The 14,862-nt window shown below is 67.8% G+C and carries 14 protein-coding genes; 9 read left to right on the top strand and 5 right to left on the bottom strand.

What is annotated here, in order from left to right; translation table 11 throughout:
* Positions 1 to 25: 25 nt before the first annotated feature.
* From ACY9XZ_RS04795 to ACY9XZ_RS04780, 4 genes are all read left to right on the top strand, one after another.
* Positions 26 to 397 carry a DUF3209 family protein gene (locus tag ACY9XZ_RS04795; protein ID WP_463455910.1) on the top strand — a complete coding sequence of 124 codons (372 nt, stop codon included), beginning with the start codon at positions 26 to 28 and terminating at the stop codon, positions 395 to 397.
* Positions 390 to 1,640 carry an outer membrane protein assembly factor BamB family protein gene (locus ACY9XZ_RS04790; RefSeq protein WP_463455909.1) on the top strand — a complete coding sequence of 417 codons (1,251 nt, stop codon included), beginning with the start codon at positions 390 to 392 and terminating at the stop codon, positions 1,638 to 1,640. Before ACY9XZ_RS04795 ends, ACY9XZ_RS04790 begins: the two co-directional genes overlap by 8 nt.
* Before the next feature lie 97 nt (positions 1,641 to 1,737).
* The gene (locus tag ACY9XZ_RS04785; RefSeq protein WP_463455908.1) at positions 1,738 to 1,929 is read left to right on the top strand and encodes a hypothetical protein; all 192 of its coding nucleotides are present in this window, start codon (positions 1,738 to 1,740) and stop codon (positions 1,927 to 1,929) included.
* A gap of 302 nt (positions 1,930 to 2,231) precedes the next feature.
* Positions 2,232 to 2,957: a hypothetical protein gene (locus ACY9XZ_RS04780; RefSeq protein ID WP_463455907.1), complete on the top strand. Its 726-nt coding sequence runs from the start codon at positions 2,232 to 2,234 to the stop codon at positions 2,955 to 2,957.
* Between the two features lie 12 nt (positions 2,958 to 2,969).
* On the opposite strand, the gene ACY9XZ_RS04775 is transcribed toward ACY9XZ_RS04780, so the two are convergent.
* The 3 genes from ACY9XZ_RS04775 to ACY9XZ_RS04765 all read right to left on the bottom strand — a co-directional run bounded on the left by ACY9XZ_RS04775 (position 2,970) and on the right by ACY9XZ_RS04765 (position 6,114).
* Positions 2,970 to 3,680 carry a CbtA family protein gene (locus ACY9XZ_RS04775; RefSeq protein WP_463455906.1) on the bottom strand — a complete coding sequence of 237 codons (711 nt, stop codon included), beginning with the start codon at positions 3,678 to 3,680 and terminating at the stop codon, positions 2,970 to 2,972.
* Positions 3,680 to 3,886: a CbtB domain-containing protein gene (locus ACY9XZ_RS04770; RefSeq protein ID WP_004594116.1), complete on the bottom strand. Its 207-nt coding sequence runs from the start codon at positions 3,884 to 3,886 to the stop codon at positions 3,680 to 3,682. Before ACY9XZ_RS04770 ends, ACY9XZ_RS04775 begins: the two co-directional genes overlap by 1 nt.
* A 68-nt stretch (positions 3,887 to 3,954) precedes the next feature.
* Positions 3,955 to 6,114: a VWA domain-containing protein gene (locus tag ACY9XZ_RS04765; RefSeq protein WP_463455905.1), complete on the bottom strand. Its 2,160-nt coding sequence runs from the start codon at positions 6,112 to 6,114 to the stop codon at positions 3,955 to 3,957.
* Between the two features lie 35 nt (positions 6,115 to 6,149).
* Here ACY9XZ_RS04765 and cobN point away from each other — a divergent pair, with 35 nt between their 5' ends.
* From cobN to ACY9XZ_RS04750, 3 genes are read left to right on the top strand one after another with little or no spacing between them, the layout of a single operon-like run.
* Complete coding sequence (cobN, locus tag ACY9XZ_RS04760; RefSeq protein ID WP_463455904.1) at positions 6,150 to 10,037, top strand: cobaltochelatase subunit CobN; 3,888 nt, start codon at positions 6,150 to 6,152, stop codon at positions 10,035 to 10,037.
* Entirely contained in the window at positions 10,027 to 10,758 is a 732-nt protein-coding gene (locus ACY9XZ_RS04755; protein WP_463455903.1) for a precorrin-8X methylmutase, read from the top strand. The genes cobN and ACY9XZ_RS04755 overlap by 11 nt, the downstream gene beginning before the upstream one ends.
* Positions 10,751 to 11,515, top strand: a complete 765-nt coding sequence (locus ACY9XZ_RS04750; RefSeq protein ID WP_463455902.1) for a cobalt-precorrin-7 (C(5))-methyltransferase — start codon at positions 10,751 to 10,753, stop codon at positions 11,513 to 11,515. Before ACY9XZ_RS04755 ends, ACY9XZ_RS04750 begins: the two co-directional genes overlap by 8 nt.
* 22 nt (positions 11,516 to 11,537) lie before the next feature.
* Here the strand turns inward: ACY9XZ_RS04750 and ACY9XZ_RS04745 are convergent, their stop codons facing one another.
* A complete protein-coding gene (locus ACY9XZ_RS04745) occupies positions 11,538 to 12,005 on the bottom strand; it encodes a DUF2062 domain-containing protein (RefSeq protein ID WP_463455901.1) in 468 nt (155 codons plus the stop codon).
* A gap of 75 nt (positions 12,006 to 12,080) precedes the next feature.
* Positions 12,081 to 12,854 carry a CbiX/SirB N-terminal domain-containing protein gene (locus tag ACY9XZ_RS04740; RefSeq protein WP_463455900.1) on the bottom strand — a complete coding sequence of 258 codons (774 nt, stop codon included), beginning with the start codon at positions 12,852 to 12,854 and terminating at the stop codon, positions 12,081 to 12,083.
* Between the two features lie 264 nt (positions 12,855 to 13,118).
* Here ACY9XZ_RS04740 and ACY9XZ_RS04735 point away from each other — a divergent pair, with 264 nt between their 5' ends.
* Both ACY9XZ_RS04735 and ACY9XZ_RS04730 read left to right on the top strand, forming a co-directional pair.
* Entirely contained in the window at positions 13,119 to 13,607 is a 489-nt protein-coding gene (locus tag ACY9XZ_RS04735; RefSeq protein WP_463455899.1) for a cation:proton antiporter regulatory subunit, read from the top strand.
* 32 nt (positions 13,608 to 13,639) lie between these two features.
* Positions 13,640 to 14,854, top strand: a complete 1,215-nt coding sequence (locus ACY9XZ_RS04730) for a cation:proton antiporter (protein ID WP_463455898.1) — start codon at positions 13,640 to 13,642, stop codon at positions 14,852 to 14,854.
* Positions 14,855 to 14,862: the final 8 nt, after the last annotated feature.

Here is a 14,862-nt window from a genome sequence, read left to right as displayed (position 1 = left end):
ACACCCTTACAACACTACTACACCCATGAGCTGCTACGAAATCGAGGCCCTGCGACTGGGCCTCATGAACGTTCTCGGTACCGAAGACGACCACGCCCGCCAGCACGCCGAGCAGGAGCTGGAGGGCCACATGACCGGCCCCATCGAGGCGCTGGCCGGCGCGGAGACGCTCGCCGCCATCGAGCGCCACCTCGACGCCGCGCTCGTGGACCTCGAAGAGGAGATCGCCGCGACCGACGAGGACGACCCCGAGTACGACTACCTCCGGGGCCGACTCGTGGCGGTCCGCGACGCCGAGCGGGCGGTGTCGCGCATCACCATGCAGGGCGAGGACGTCCTCAGCGGGCTCGGTGAGGCCCACGACGTCCTCCACGAGGCCTTCCCGGTCGATGAGTAGCCAGCGCGCCCCGACCGCTGACCTCGGGGACGTGGCCCCGGCTCGCTCGCGTCATCAGGGTCGGCGTTCGGCGGTCACGCTGACCGACGGGCTGGCAGTCGTCGGCACCGCCGACGGGGACCTTCGAGCGTTCGACATATCGACAGATGCCGGCCCGCCACGGCCGCGCTGGCAGTACGACTCCGACGGCGAGCCGAGCGTCGTCGCCGCAGTCCCGTTCGACGACGGTGTCGTCGTCGGCGAACGCAGCGCTCGCGGGCAAATCCGCTGCCACGACGGCGACGGCGACCTGCGCTGGCGATACGACACCCGCCGGGACCTCGGAGAAGCCCAGCAGGCGACCCGCTTTCTGTTGCCGTTCGTGGCGAGCCTCGCCACGGACGGTGACCGCCTGTACGCGGCTGCCCGGCGGTACGAGCGCCGGACCGACGACGATGGGACCGATCTCCGTCACTTCGAGAGCGTCGTATACGCTTTCGCGCCCGACGGCACCGTGGACTGGCGCTACCGGACTGACGGCTCGCCGATATCCCTCGACGCCGACGATGGCCGCGTCGCCGTCGCGTACAATCGCTGTCCCGGCGATCACCAGCACGGTCTCGTCGTCCTCGATGCTGATGCCGGCACTCCAAACTGGATGTGGGACCCCGGTACCGACGGCCAGCGCCGCGCCGGCGACGTGGTCCTGCTCGACGACGGCGCTGTCGTCTCCAGCCACGGCGACTACTGCGGCTACCGGCTCGACAGCGGCGGCCGTGAGCGCTGGCGCGTTCCACTGGCGACGCCGACCGACGTAGGCGGGGACACCGTCTACGCCTACCCGAACCACGTCCACGCGACAGACGAGGGCGCGGTGTTCGTCACCGGCAACACCTACCCCGAAGAGGGCCGCGAGACAGACGCTCGGCATCCGAGCGAGCATACCGCCATCGGTGTCTCGACCGACGGCGACCGCCGCTGGGACGCCCCTGTCGGCGGCTTCGCCAGCGGCCTGGGTACCGACGGCTCGCTACTGGCCGTTCCTGGTGCACAGAACTTCCGGGACCGCGACGCCGACGACCACGCGCTGCGACTGTTCGATGTCGTCGACGGCCCCGCCGACACGCTGGACACCGACGGCGTCGTGACCGCGGCCGCGGTCGCGGACGGCACTGCCGTCGCCGTCGAGGAACCGGTCATCTACCACGACGAGGGCCGCGAGCGCGGGGCCTACCGGCTCCACCGCGCCGCGGTCAGCCGGTAAGCCGACCCCCACTTGCCACCCGTTTCTCACCGTCTCAGCCTTTCGTCGGACGCTTCGCGCACAACATTTATCTGACGTTAGCATGTCACAAACTTACATGAAGTGGGGCGACGCCGACCTCGATTTTCCGACCTGTTGCGCGCACTGCCCACACCTGGATGACGGCTCGGCGTCCTGTACACACGATTTCCGACAGGCGCTCGTGCAGGAACTCGACACTGATCGGACATGCTCGGTGTATCGACGACGGAAAACAGACGCGATGCGGGCTCTCGCGACCTCACAGTAAGCTTCGCGGACACGCCATACGGATTACTGGGGATGATCTCCGGATTCCGCTGATTCCGGGGTCGGCAGACACCGGTATGCTACACTGAGCCGCATCAGTCGCGACTGCCGGCGGGCGCGTCGAGCGTTGACGACGCCATCCGGAGCGTCCGACTCGACCGCCGCTGCTCCCCTTGAGTAAGCGTTCACTACCCGTCCTTCGATGCGGACGCCGCTCGGCGCACGTTTGGCCTCGGCTACTATGTTAGGTACTGGCAAACTAACCGTTCACTGACCCATATCTTCGGGACACGGGAGCCGAACATGGCCAATGACACAGACGCGGAGCGTGAGGACGCGCCGACCGACGACGCCGATGAACAGGACTCGGACCCGGTCGCGGTCTCTGATGCCGATACCGATGCTACGGCCGACGACGCCGTCGAAGACCACCCGACCGAGCGCGAGCGGGAGTTCGCGAAGATGCAGCGCCGGCTCGACGAGCGGGAGATGGGCCTCGACCAGCGGGGCGCGGAACTCGACCGGCGCGAGGAGAACATCGACGCCCGCAAGGAGGCGCTTGACCGGCGAGAGACGGAACTGGACGAGCGAGAGTACCGGCTCGACGAACGCGAAGCCGCTCTCGACGACCGGGAGACTGACCTCGACGAGCGCGAGGCCGAACTGACGGAGTACGACGCGCAGCTGTCCGAGCGCGCCGCAGAACTCGACGAGCACGAAGAGACGCTGAACACCTACCTCTCGGGACAGATGACGGACCTCAAGGAATCCGTCGGGGAGACCATGTACGACGCACTGGACCAGTACGAGGCGGACCGCTCGGGCGGTCAGTTCGGTCCGACCGGCACGATGCTCGTCGGGCTGGTCGGGGTGGCGCTGGTCGTCGCCGGCATCGGATTCGGCGCGCTGGCGTCGGCCGGCACGGCGTCGTTTGGCGCCGGCGGAACCACGGCGAACCTCGCGATTGCCGCCGTCGTCGCTATCGTCGGCCTGGCGCTGAACCTCGGGACGGTCGCCGGAAAAATCTGAGCCGGGTCGTCGTCAGTCCGCGGTCGCCGGGTACTCCAGGTCGTCCGTCGACGGGGCGTCGCTGTCGCCGAGCCAGGCGTGGACCCCCGCGATTGTGGCCCACAGCAGCAGTTGGCCGAAGACGACTGTCCAGCGGTAGGCTGCGACGAGCGCGGCGGGTACGTCGCCGTGAACCGGGTTCGCGGGCGCGAGCGCGACCGGAATCGCGAGCAGTGCGAGCGGGAGCGCCGTCGCACCGAGTCGGACCGCCGTATGCCGTCCCTCTGCCTCCCGGTACGCAAGTCCGGCAAGGACGGCGACCAGCGCGCCCAGCGCCATCAGTCCGGCGTACCAGGCGAGGCGCGTCTCCGTCCCGAGCGCCTGCTCGACGCCCGGCGGCTGTGGCGGGAGGACGAGCCACGGCGCGCCGGAGACGGTGAGAAAGCCGGCTCCCGCGAGCGCCAATCGCTTCGTCGCCCCGGAGCCTGGGATCGCCGGTTCGAGGAAGAAGTACGCCATTCCGAAGACCGCGACGCCGAACAGTAGCCCCCAGAGGACGCCGCCGCCGATGCTCGCGACGGTTGTCGTGAGTTCGGAGACGACGGGGCCGCCCCCGCCGTGGCTGTGCTCGAACGTCTCCAAGCCGGCGGTGAAGGCGTTCCCGACCGTCGCGACGAACAGCCCGTAGACGAGCCCGCCCGCCACACCGGCCAGCGCACCGCGTTCGAGGTAGTCAGTGGCCATCAGTGGCAGGTGATCCCGGCGCTGTGCCGGAAGTTGTGCAGCGAGTCGTGCAGCATCGGGTCCTGCACGAACAGTAGCGTGAACCCGAGCGCGGCCACCAACGCGACGGCGATGGCTATCTGGGGTCCGGTTAGCGACGCTCTGGCGCGTTCGATGCGGTCGTACACGCTGTCCGTGGCGCGTGCGGTGTCAGTGTCGTCCTGCATTGAAATCTCATTTGTCTTAAGAACAAGTAAGATTGTAAAACTTCCGCCTCACACAGCGTCGACCGGGGTTATCGCTCATCCGCCACTGCGTCGACGCGCTCGGCGGTCAGCGCGTCCAGCGGGACGACCGACGCGTCTGTTTCGTCTGCAACGAGGTCGAGTAATCCGGCGCGGCTGCCCTCGCCCGCGTCCACGACGACGGTCCGGTCGGCCGCCTCGCCGAGCGTCTGGGCCGCGCTTCTGGTTGCTTCGACCGGACTTCCGTCGGCGGTGTTGGCCCGACCGTCGGTCACGACCACGACGATCCCGGCGTCGGGATCTGCCCGCCCCAGCACCTCGCGAGCGGCCGTCAGCCCGTCTGGCAGCGGCGTCCGGTCGCCCGTCGGGAGGTCTTTCAGGTGGCGAGCGGCCAGCGAGACGCTGTCGGTCGGCGGCAGGACCACGTCCGCCCCCTCGCCGGCGAAGGTGACAAACGCCACCTCGTCGCGGGCCTGGTAGGCGTCTTTCAGGAGTTCCAGGACGGTGCCCTTCGCGGCCTTCATCGCCGGGCGCATCGACGCGCTCGCGTCGACGGCAAACACCACCAGCGTCTCGGCGTCGCCCGCGCGGACTGACTTCCGGAGGTCCCGGGACTCGACGCGGTCGCTCCCGCGGCCCGCCGCCGCCCGGACCGACGCCGCGGCGTCGACCTCGTCGTCGCGGCCGGCGCGCTCGGTGCGGACTGTTGCGCCCCGGTTCGTCCCCGTCGCGCTCGCGCGCCCGCTCGCCGTCCCGCCGTCTGTGTCGACCGCCGGAGCTTCCACGTCGGGCGCGCCGCTGTCGCCGACCGCTGCCCGGGACTGGCCCGGCAACAGCGGGGTGGCGTCCTCCGGATCGTCGGAGGCGTCAGGCTGGCCGTCCCCGCCGTCGTCGCTGGCGTCTCCCTCATCGTCACCTGCCTCGGCCTCCTGGCGCTCGCCATCGCCGTCGGCCGATGCGGGCGTGGGCTGTTCGCCGCGCTCGCCCGACTCGTCGTCACTGTCCTCCCCGGAGTCTCCGCTGTCGTCCGGGCGCTGCTCCTGCTGTTCTCCCTCGCCATCCTCACTGCCGTTAGAACCGGCTTCGTCGGCCGGCGACTCGTCACCGGCCTCGTCCTCGCTGTCTACGTCGCCTTCCTCGTCATCGCTCTCCCCGCCCTCGGCGGATTCATCCTCTGCCTCACTCTCTTCGTCCTCGAAGTGGTCGTCGAGCACGTCGTCAACGTCCGGTGCGTCTTCGAAAGGCCTGGAGGTGAGCCGGTGGGGCAGCGCGAACTCGGCGGCCCGCTCAATGTCCGATTCGAGGACCGTCGTCCGCCCGTCGAGCGCGGCGAAGGTCCGGGCCGCCCGCGCCGTGGCGATGTCGCCGCGGTGGCCGTCAAGGCCGGCGTCCCGGCAGAGCTCGGCGATCTGCTCGCGGAACTCGCGGGCGAGGTCGACCTCAGGGAGCAGCTCTCGGGCCGTCCGCAGTCGTTCACCGGGGTCGCGGTCGTTCGGTTCGTCCACCGCTCTCTCCCCGCTGTCCTCCCCGAGCGCCTGATCGATGATGGCGACTCTGTCATCGAGGTCCTCGCAGGCCGACACCTCGGTCTGGAGGGCAAAGCGGTCCCGCAACTGCGGGCGCAGGTCGCCCTCCTCGGGGTTCATCGTCCCGACGAGCGTGAACTCGGCGGGGTGGCTGACGGTGACGCCGTCGCGCTCGACCCGGTTTTGCCCGCTGGCGGCGGCGTCGAGCAGCACGTCCACGAGGTGGTCGTCGAGCAGATTCACCTCGTCGACGTAGAGGATGCCGCGGTTCGCGCGGGCGAGCAGGCCGGGGTCGAACTCGTGGTCGCCGTCGAGCGCGTCAGCCACCGACAGCGTGCCCACGACGCGGTCCCGGGTCGCGCCGAGCGGGAGCGTAACAAGTGGAACCGACCGCGTCTTGACGGGCGGGTCCGCCCGCGTTCGGCAGTCCTCACACTGGGCCTCCGGGCGGTCGGGCGGGCAGCCGTAGGGGCAGTCCGCGACTGCCCGCTGCTCCGGCAGGAGGTCGGCGAGGGCGCGCACGGCCGTCGATTTCGCCGTTCCCTTTTCGCCGCGGACCAGCAACCCGTCCAGGTCGTCGTCCGTCGCAACCGCGAGCAGACCGTCCTTGAGGTCCCGCTGGCCGACTACGGCCGCGAACGAGACCCCCTGCGAAGCTTTTTTGCCCGCGCCGAATACAACCATACTTGTATTAGTACAAACGGAGATTTAATAACGTTATGCCACAGCTAGGACTCTACACCGCGACGGAGAACGAACTCGGGGCCGTCCAGCGGGCCGCGGGCGAGGTCGACGCGGACCTCGTCGTGCGCTCGGAGAGCGACCTCGACGACGAGCCAGCGGTCGAGGCGTTCGTCGACGAACTGACCGACGCCGACGCCGTCGTCCTCTGGCTCCACGGGGCCGAGGACAGCATGCCCGGCTACGAGATGGCCGTCGAGCGGTTGCGCGAGGCGGGCGTCCCGCTCGTGGTGAAAGCGACGGGCGACGCCTTCGCCTTCGAGGACACGTCGGTTCCTGACGAGCACCGCGACACCGTGTACGACTACCTCGACAAGGGCGGGGCGAGCAACGTCGCCAACTGCGTCCGCTACCTCGTGGCGCAGTACGGCGACGCCGACCCCGCGTTCGACGACCCGGTGACACTCCCGTCAGAGGGCGTGTACCACCCCGACCATCCGGGTGCGGGCATCGAGGACTTGCGCGCGACGTTCGACCCCGCGAAGCCGACCGTCGCCGTCTGGTTCTACGAGTCCCACTGGACCCACGAAAACACCCGCTACGTCGATGCGCAGGTCCGGGCCATCGAGGCTCAGGGCGCGAACGCGCTCCCGATATTCTGCGAACCGGCGACCGACGCCGAAGGCCAGTGGAACGCCGAGCGGGTCACCGAGGAGTGGCTGCTGGACGACGCAGGGAATCCGCTGGTCGACGCCGTCTGCTCGTCGTTCATGTTCTCGCTGTCGATGGACGAACGCGGCCGCAGTGCTGACGACGAGGGCCAAAGTGCCGAGGACGTGTTCCTCGACAAACTCGGCGTGCCGGTCATCCAGACCGTGACGACGATGCGCTCGCGGTCGCGCTACGACAGCAGCGACACGGGCGTGATGGGCTTCGAACTCGCGCTCTCGGTCGCGCTGCCGGAGTTCGACGGCAACGTCATCACCCACCCCATCTCGGGCAAGGAGCGGACCGACGACGACGCCGGCATCGGCAGTGCCCCGAAACAGCACTTCCCCATCGACGACCGTATCGACCACGTCGCGCGGCTGGCGGTCAACTGGGCTGAACTCCGGCACACGCCGAACGACGAGAAACAGGTCGCCGTCGTCCTGCACAACTACCCACCCAGCGACGACGGCATCGGGACGGCGTTCGGGCTGGACTCGCCGGAGAGCACGGTGAATCTACTCGAAGAACTGGACGCCCGGGGTTACGATTTAGGGGATACCATGCCCGACAGCGGCCAGTCGCTGGTCGAACGGCTTACCGCCCAGCTAACCCTCGATGACCGCTGGGTCGCGCCCGAGGACGTGCGCGAGATGAGCGTCGACACCGTCTCGCCAGACCAATACGGCGAGTGGTTCGAGGCGCTCGACGCCGACTTCCGCGACAACGTCATCGAGGAATGGGGCGACCCGCCTGACCGCCCGTTCGCGATTCCGGGCGTGGAGTTCGGGAACGTGCTCGTGACGGTCCAGCCGCCGCGTGGCTTCGGCATGGACCCCTCGAAGGTGTATCACGACTCGGACCTCCAGCCACCCCACGACTACGTCGCGTTCTACCGCTGGCTTCGCAACAGCTACGAGACGGACGCCGTGGTCCATTTGGGCACCCACGGCAGCCTGGAGTGGCTTCCCGGCAAGACGGTCGGGCTGGACGGTGAGAGCGCGCCGGACCAATTGATCGACGACATACCGAACGTCTACCCCTACATCGTCAACAACCCCGGCGAGGGGACACAGGCGAAGCGGCGCTCGTATGCGGCTATCGTCGATTACCTCACGCCGGTGATGGCCAACGCCGGCACTTACGACGACCTCGCCGACCTGGAGGAGCTCGCGGACCGCTACCGCGAAGCCGGGATGGAGGACGCCCGCAGCGACGACGGCGAGCACCTCGCCGAGCAGATTCGCCAGGCCGTCGATGAACTCGACCTTGCTGTCGAGCTGGGTATCGTCGGCGAAATCGACGAGAAAGCCGATGTTCGCGGGCCTGACGAAGCGGGGTCGACGCTCGCCGAGGGCGACGTGGACGGTGAGGATCTCGACATCGACGAACTCGTCGAGCGCGTCCACGAGTACCTCACCGACGTGAAGACGACCCAGATCCGGAAGGGGCTGCACACGATGGGTGAGCCGCCGGCCGACGACCGACTCATCGACTACCTGGTCGCACTCACGCGGCTCGAAAACCCTGGTGCACCGTCGCTGCGCGAGAGCGTCGCGGGCGTGCTCGGCGTCGACTACGACAAGCTCCGGAACGCGCCGGGCGAGTACGACGAGACGCTGGGTATGACCTACGCTGAGGCCGCCGACCACGTCCACGAGACGAGCAAAGACCTCGTCCGAACGTTGGCCGAACACGACTTCGACGTGCCCGAGAGCGAACTCGAAGACAACACTTCGGAGGTGAACATGAACCTCCTCGTTGTCGACATCGAACCACTCGGGGACGCCCGCGTGCGGTCGGGCGCGCATGATGATCTGCGTGAGGCACTGGCCTACATCTGCGAGGAAGCGGCCCCGCGGGTGGCCGGCGCGGCCGACGAGATTCCCCGGACTGCCGACGCGCTGGCGGGCGAGTACGTCCCGCCAGGTGGCTCCGGCGCGCCGACCCGCGGCGGCGTCGACCTGCTCCCGACGGCCCGGAACTTCTACACGCTGGACCCGCGGAAGGTCCCGGCCAAGACGGCCTGGGACGTTGGCAGCGAGGTCGCCGACGGCGTGTTGGAACGCCACGAGACCGACGAGGGTGAGTACCCCGAAGAAATAGGCGTCGTCGTCTGGGGTACCCCGACGGTCCGGACCCGCGGCGAGACCATCGCGCAGGTGCTCGCGCTGATGGGCGTCGAACCGGTCTGGAGCGATGCCGGTCGCGTCGAGGACGTGGAACCGATTCCGCTGGAGGAACTCGGCCGCCCGCGCATCGACGTGACGACGCGCGTCTCCGGCCTGTTTCGGGACGCGTTCCCGGCAGCCGCGGGGGTCGTCCACGACGCCGTCGACGCCGTCGTCGACCTCGACGAACCCCACGACATGAACTACGTGAAGAAACACGTCGAGGAGGAGACCGACGACCTCGTGGCGGACGGCATGGACGAGGGCGACGCCGAGAGCGCCGCGAAACACCGCGTCTTTACGACTCGGCCGGGCGGCTACGGGGCCGGCACGAACAAGGCCGTCGACGAGGGCAACTGGGACGACCGCTCGGATCTCGCCGACGTGTACGTCCAGTGGGGCGGCTACGCCATGGGCTCCCGCGGCCGGGTCAGCGAGGCCCACGAGTCCTTCGAGCGCCGTCTCTCCTCTGTCGATGCAACGGTCAAAATCGAGGACACCGCCGAGCAGGACGAGTTCGACTCCTCCGACTGGTACGCCTTCCACGGCGGGTTCATCTCCGCCGTCACGGAAATCGCCGGCGAGGAACCGAACTCCTACGTTGGGGACTCCTCGGACCCGGACAACGTCGACGTGTACACCAACGAGGAGAAGGTCCGCAAGGCGATGCGCGCCCGCGTCCTGAATCCCTCGTGGCTCGACTCGATGGAGGAACACGGCTACAAGGGCGCTGGCGACCTCTCCACGACGGTCGACGTGGTGCTTGGCTGGGACGCGACGACCGACGTGGTCAGCGACACGCTGTGGGAGGACGTGGCCGAACGCTACGCCTTCGACGCGGACCGACAGGACTGGCTCCGGGACGTGAACCCCTGGGCGCTAGACTCGATCACCGACACGCTACTCGAAGCCATCGACCGCGGCCTCTGGGACGCCGACGACGAGACGCGGGACCGGCTCAGGGACCTGAACCTGGAAGTCGACGGAGACCTCGAAGCGCGTAACAGCAGTACGGAACGACCGGAGGTGACCTCAGATGACGACTAACACAACTGATGCGACAGACGGTGACACGAACAGTGACGACGACTTCGAGGAGTACGCCGACCTCGGCGCGACCACCTCGAACGCGATGGAGATCGCCGAAACGTCGATGGACCGCGTGCGCGAACTCGTCCCCGACGAGACGCTGGCCGACCGGATCCGTCAGAAGTCCGTCCACGCGACCGGCGACCCCGAGTTTCAGTACCTGATGCGGTTCACCGGCGACGACGAGGACGAACCGATCCGTGCGGGCGCTCGTGCCGTGCTGGACGAACAGCCCATCGTCACCGATATCACGATGGTCAAATCGGGTATCACCGGCCGCGGGCATGACTGTCCGGTCCAGAAGGCAATCGGCAACGGTGCAGAGCTGGCCGCCGAGACTGGGATGACCCGCACGGCGGCGTCCGTGCTCGAACTCGACAAGCAGGGCGTCTACGACGGGGCCATCGCCGTCGTCGGGAACGCACCGACGGCCGCGCTCGCACTGGCTGACTGCATCGAGGACGGCACCCGGCCGGCCGTCGTCGTCGCGACGCCGGTCGGCTTCGTCAAGGCCGCCGAGAGCCGGGAGCGGCTCCGGGAGGTCGCCGCCGAGCACGGTGTTCCGACCATCACGAACGTCGGCCGCCGCGGCGGGAGCGGGCTGGCAGCCGGGCTGACGAACGAACTGGTGCACGTCGCAAGTGACGTGCGGGAGGGCGACGCTTCGCTGGATGACTGAGAGTGACGACTACGACCTCGACGCCGGCCCGGACCCGGCAGACATCGCGGCGAGTGCACCCGAGGACCCCGACGCCGACCGCCCAGTCCACGCCGTCGGCATCGGCCCGGGAAACCTTGATTTTCTGACGCCGCGGGGCGAGCGGGCGATCCGCGAGGCCGACGTGGTCGTCGGCTTCGAGACAGTCGTCGACTTTGTCGCTGACCGGACCGACGCGGATCTGCTTACCTGTGGCTACCGGGACGAACTCGACACGCTGGCGGCCTTCGCCGAGCGCGTGGCCGACGGCGAGCGCGGGACCGCAGTCGCGATGGGCGACCCGAACCACTCGGGCTACCAGTTCGTCGGCAAGGTCCAGCGCGCTGTGGACCGACCGGTCCGCGTCGTGCCGGGCATCTCGTCGCTGCAGATCGCCGCCAGCCGCGCCCGGACGCCGATGGAAGACACGACCTTCGTGACGCTACACAAGAGCGGCGATCTCTCGGCCGACCTCGCCCGGCTCCGCAGCGACGTGGGCGACCGACATCTGCTCGTGTTGCCCCGGCCCTTCGACCTGATGCCCGAAGACATCGCGGCCGAACTGCTGGACGCTGGCGGCGACCCAGAGCTGCCGGCGCTGGTCTACGAGCGGCTCACCCACGACGACGAGGCGCGAACGGCGACGACGCTGGGTGGCCTCGCGCAGGATGCCGGCGGTGACAGTCGTGACGACACGCGGTTTTCGGATCTGTCGGTGTTCGTCGTGCGGCGGGAGTAGCGCCCGACCGCCACAGCTTCGGTTAGCTGACCGCGACTGCATCCGTCTGCCGCCGTCTGTACTCGCTGATGAGCCGGAACGCCAGCACGTAGCCGACGACGGCGAACACCACTGCCAGGATGATGTTGCCCGTCCACAGTCGGACCAGCACGTCGCTGCCCATCGAGACAGAGACGCCGCTAAACGACAGCCCGGGCACCGGCCCCAGAATCTGGTTCCCGAGCCAGAAGCTCGTCGCGTACACGCCCCACTTGACTGGGGGGTTGAGTATCAGCACGGACGCGAACAGCGCGACCTTGCTGAGCTGTCTGAACAGGTACGCGAGGACGAGGAAGGCGAGGAACCCAGTGCCAAGGGTCGGCAGTGCGGTGAGGAACACGCCGACGCTGAAGCTCATTGCGACCTCCCGCGGCGAGTGTTCCTCGACAAGCGCGGCCACTAGCTTCTCCTTGACCTGTTCCCGCGTCTGCGCCACTCGTCGACGAACCATCTACGTGCCAGAATGTACCGTGGGTACAAATCGCTTCCTCTCGTCAGCCCCGGTCCTGACCACTCTTTGACAGTCTTAGTCGCCCTCGCCGTCAGTCGCCAGCGGCCGGTTCGTCGCGGCCAGCGTCGCCTCGAACGTCTGTGGTGTGCGTGCGTCGGCCATCGTCCGCGCTGTCTCGACGGCGGTCGCGATAGCCTCGGTGACCAACGGGTGGTCGTCCAGCGGGTCGGTGTAGGCGAGGCCGCCCCGGTCGAGATCGAGTTTGGCGGGAATCTGCGTCTCGGTCGCGTCAGTGGGCGCGAGAAAGAGCGGGACGGCGACGGCGTGGTCGTGGGTGAGGTTGTACCTGACACATTCGACGGCGGGGTTCTGGAGCAGATAGCAGGGCTCGACCTCGCCGAAGGCCGAACGCTCGCGAAGGCGCTCGGCGTGGTACTCCGTCACCTGTCGCTGATACGGCTTGCCGCTGGAGCCGAAGGCGACGAGCGCGACAGAGGCGTCCGCGGCCTCCGGCACCGCTGCGGCGGCGCGGTCCCGGAGCGCTTCGGTCAGCAGCGGGCTTCGCCCGACCGGCTCACAGTAGTGGGTCTCGGCGTCGACGTGTTCGAGCGCCGCCGGCACGTCTGTGACCGTCGTGTGGTCGTGGGCGACGGTCATCGGCAGCGCGAATACGCGGTCGGCATCGATGGCTACCAGCTCGTCGCGCAACTCCCGACGGGGTTCGTGGTCGTAGGTCAGCACCGTCACGTCGGTGGCTACCCCGCGCTCGCGCAGGCGGCGAGCGTGTGTCTCGTAGGGCGCAGCGCGTGACGTGTCCCGACCGATGAGCAGGAGTGTGTCGTGTGGCATTGGTAGCTCCCGACGCTAAAACAACTCAGGTTGTTTTAGCGAAAGTTCGCTTGCCTGAACGTTGGCAGGAACCCACTAATACCTTTTGGTCACCCCACTCACGGCTCGTTGAGATGCGGACTCTGGGCTGGCTCAGACGGTCGAACACCCATCTTTCGGAACGGTGCTCCGGATCAGTCACGTTCTCCCCCGTGGCGTTCTGGGCGGACCGGTGTCCGTCCTCACTACCCGAATCTTATGCCCTCGCCACTGCAAGCCCGCGGTATGGATATCAAAGAGAGTGACCTGCCCGGTGTCGGCAAGAAACACGAGGTGGACATCGGGAACGGTGAGCAACTGGTCATCGTCACCCACAACACCGGGAACCGAGAGCTGTACCTGAAAGAGAGTGACGACGCTGACTCCGAGAAACTCCTCGAACTCTCAGACCGGATGGCTCGAATGGTCGGGACGATCCTCGAAGGGGCGTACTTCCAGCCCGTCTCGTCTGACCACGTTGAGACGATGCTGACGGAGGGAACACTGCTTGAATGGTACGCGGTCGAGGCGGACTCACCGCTTGTCGGCGAGACCCTTGTGAGTGCGGACATCGGCCAGCGAACGGGTGTGACCGTTATCGCGATCCAGCGCGATGGCGAGGTCATCTCGGGGCCGGCGCCCACGACGACAATAGAGGCCGACGACACTCTCGTCGTCGTGGGCGAGCGCGAGAGCTGTGAGGCCTTCGAGGACCTCCTGACCGGTGACCTGTAAATGGGCGGGCCTCGTACTGGGGGTCGGTAGCCGTGGCTGACTTGCTCGCTGTCGGCATCCTGTTCGCCGCCATCGCGCTCGCCGGCGTCGCGGCCGCCGCCGCGAACAAGTCTGTGATCCCGTTCTACATCGTCGTGGGGATGATGCTGTCACCGTCCGTAGCCGGCGAGTTCACCGTTGCTGGCTACGGATTGCCGGTCATCGAACCGTCCGAGTTCATCGATATCGGGGCCGAACTGGGGATCGTCTTCCTGCTGTTTTTCCTCGGTCTGGAGTTCAACCTCGACCGGCTCCTGGCGAGCAAGGAGCGCATCGGCGCGGTCGGTGCTATCGACCTGGGCCTCAACTTCGGTGTCGGTCTCCTGCTCGGCTTCGCGCTGTTCCGGGACCCGCTCGCGGCCTTTCTGGTCGCCGGTATCGTCTACATCTCGTCGTCGGCCATCATCACGAAGTCACTGATCGACCTCGGCTGGATCGCCAACGACGAGGCCGACCCGATGCTCGGGACGCTCGTCTTCGAGGATCTGTTCATCGCCGTCTACCTCACCGTGGCGGCCGCGCTGGTCACCGGCGGTTCTGATGTCACTGCCGCCGCGACGTCGGTCGGCATTGCGCTCGCGTTCATCATGGGCCTCCTCATGCTCGCCCACTATGGCACGCCGTGGTTCGAGCGCGCCCTCCGGACGACGTCGAACGAGTACACGGTGTTGCGGGCGATCGGAATCACGGTCCTCATCTCCGGCGTCGCTCTCGCCATCGGCGTCAGCGAAGCCGTCGCCGCGTTCTTCATCGGGATGGCGTTCGCGCCGACCTCACACACCCACAAGCTGGAGAACCTCTTAGAACCAGTCCGGGACACGTTTGCAGCCGTCTTCTTCTTCTGGATCGGTCTCGAAACGGACCCGTGGCTGTTCGCCGGTGTCGCCGGCCTCGTCGTTGCGGCTGCCCTCGTGACGACCCCAACGAAACTCGTCTCCGGCTACCTCGGCGGCCGCGCGTACGACCTCGACCCCCGTCGGTCGATGCGTGTCGGTCTCGGCATGGTCACTCGCGGTGAGTTCTCGCTCATCATCGCAGCGGTGGCAGTGACCGGGGCTGGCACGTCGCTGTCGGCCGAGATGGCGAACACGATCTACGCCTTCACCGTCGCGTACGTGCTGGTGATGAGTATTCTCGGAACGGTGCTGATGCAGTACTCCGCACCGTTCGAGCGGGTCGCGGTCGAACGGTTCGGGGACAGCGCGTAAGCCGCCGT

Source organism: Haloarcula sp. HT12, from assembly GCF_055271655.1.
This window is presented reverse-complemented; position numbering and strand designations above follow the sequence as displayed.

Excerpts from the sequence above, each read along its gene's own strand:
- ACY9XZ_RS04795 (WP_463455910.1), top strand. The coding sequence starts at position 26 with ATGAGCTGCTACGAAATCGAGGCCCTGCGACTGGGCCTCATGAACGTT.
- ACY9XZ_RS04790 (WP_463455909.1), top strand. The coding sequence starts at position 390 with ATGAGTAGCCAGCGCGCCCCGACCGCTGACCTCGGGGACGTGGCCCCG.
- ACY9XZ_RS04785 (WP_463455908.1), top strand. The coding sequence starts at position 1,738 with ATGAAGTGGGGCGACGCCGACCTCGATTTTCCGACCTGTTGCGCGCAC.
- ACY9XZ_RS04780 (WP_463455907.1), top strand. The coding sequence starts at position 2,232 with ATGGCCAATGACACAGACGCGGAGCGTGAGGACGCGCCGACCGACGAC.
- ACY9XZ_RS04775 (WP_463455906.1), bottom strand. The coding sequence starts at position 3,680 with ATGGCCACTGACTACCTCGAACGCGGTGCGCTGGCCGGTGTGGCGGGC.
- ACY9XZ_RS04770 (WP_004594116.1), bottom strand. The coding sequence starts at position 3,886 with ATGCAGGACGACACTGACACCGCACGCGCCACGGACAGCGTGTACGAC.
- ACY9XZ_RS04765 (WP_463455905.1), bottom strand. The coding sequence starts at position 6,114 with ATGGTTGTATTCGGCGCGGGCAAAAAAGCTTCGCAGGGGGTCTCGTTC.
- cobN (WP_463455904.1), top strand. The coding sequence starts at position 6,150 with ATGCCACAGCTAGGACTCTACACCGCGACGGAGAACGAACTCGGGGCC.
- ACY9XZ_RS04755 (WP_463455903.1), top strand. The coding sequence starts at position 10,027 with ATGACGACTAACACAACTGATGCGACAGACGGTGACACGAACAGTGAC.
- ACY9XZ_RS04750 (WP_463455902.1), top strand. The coding sequence starts at position 10,751 with ATGACTGAGAGTGACGACTACGACCTCGACGCCGGCCCGGACCCGGCA.
- ACY9XZ_RS04745 (WP_463455901.1), bottom strand. The coding sequence starts at position 12,005 with ATGGTTCGTCGACGAGTGGCGCAGACGCGGGAACAGGTCAAGGAGAAG.
- ACY9XZ_RS04740 (WP_463455900.1), bottom strand. The coding sequence starts at position 12,854 with ATGCCACACGACACACTCCTGCTCATCGGTCGGGACACGTCACGCGCT.
- ACY9XZ_RS04735 (WP_463455899.1), top strand. The coding sequence starts at position 13,119 with ATGGATATCAAAGAGAGTGACCTGCCCGGTGTCGGCAAGAAACACGAG.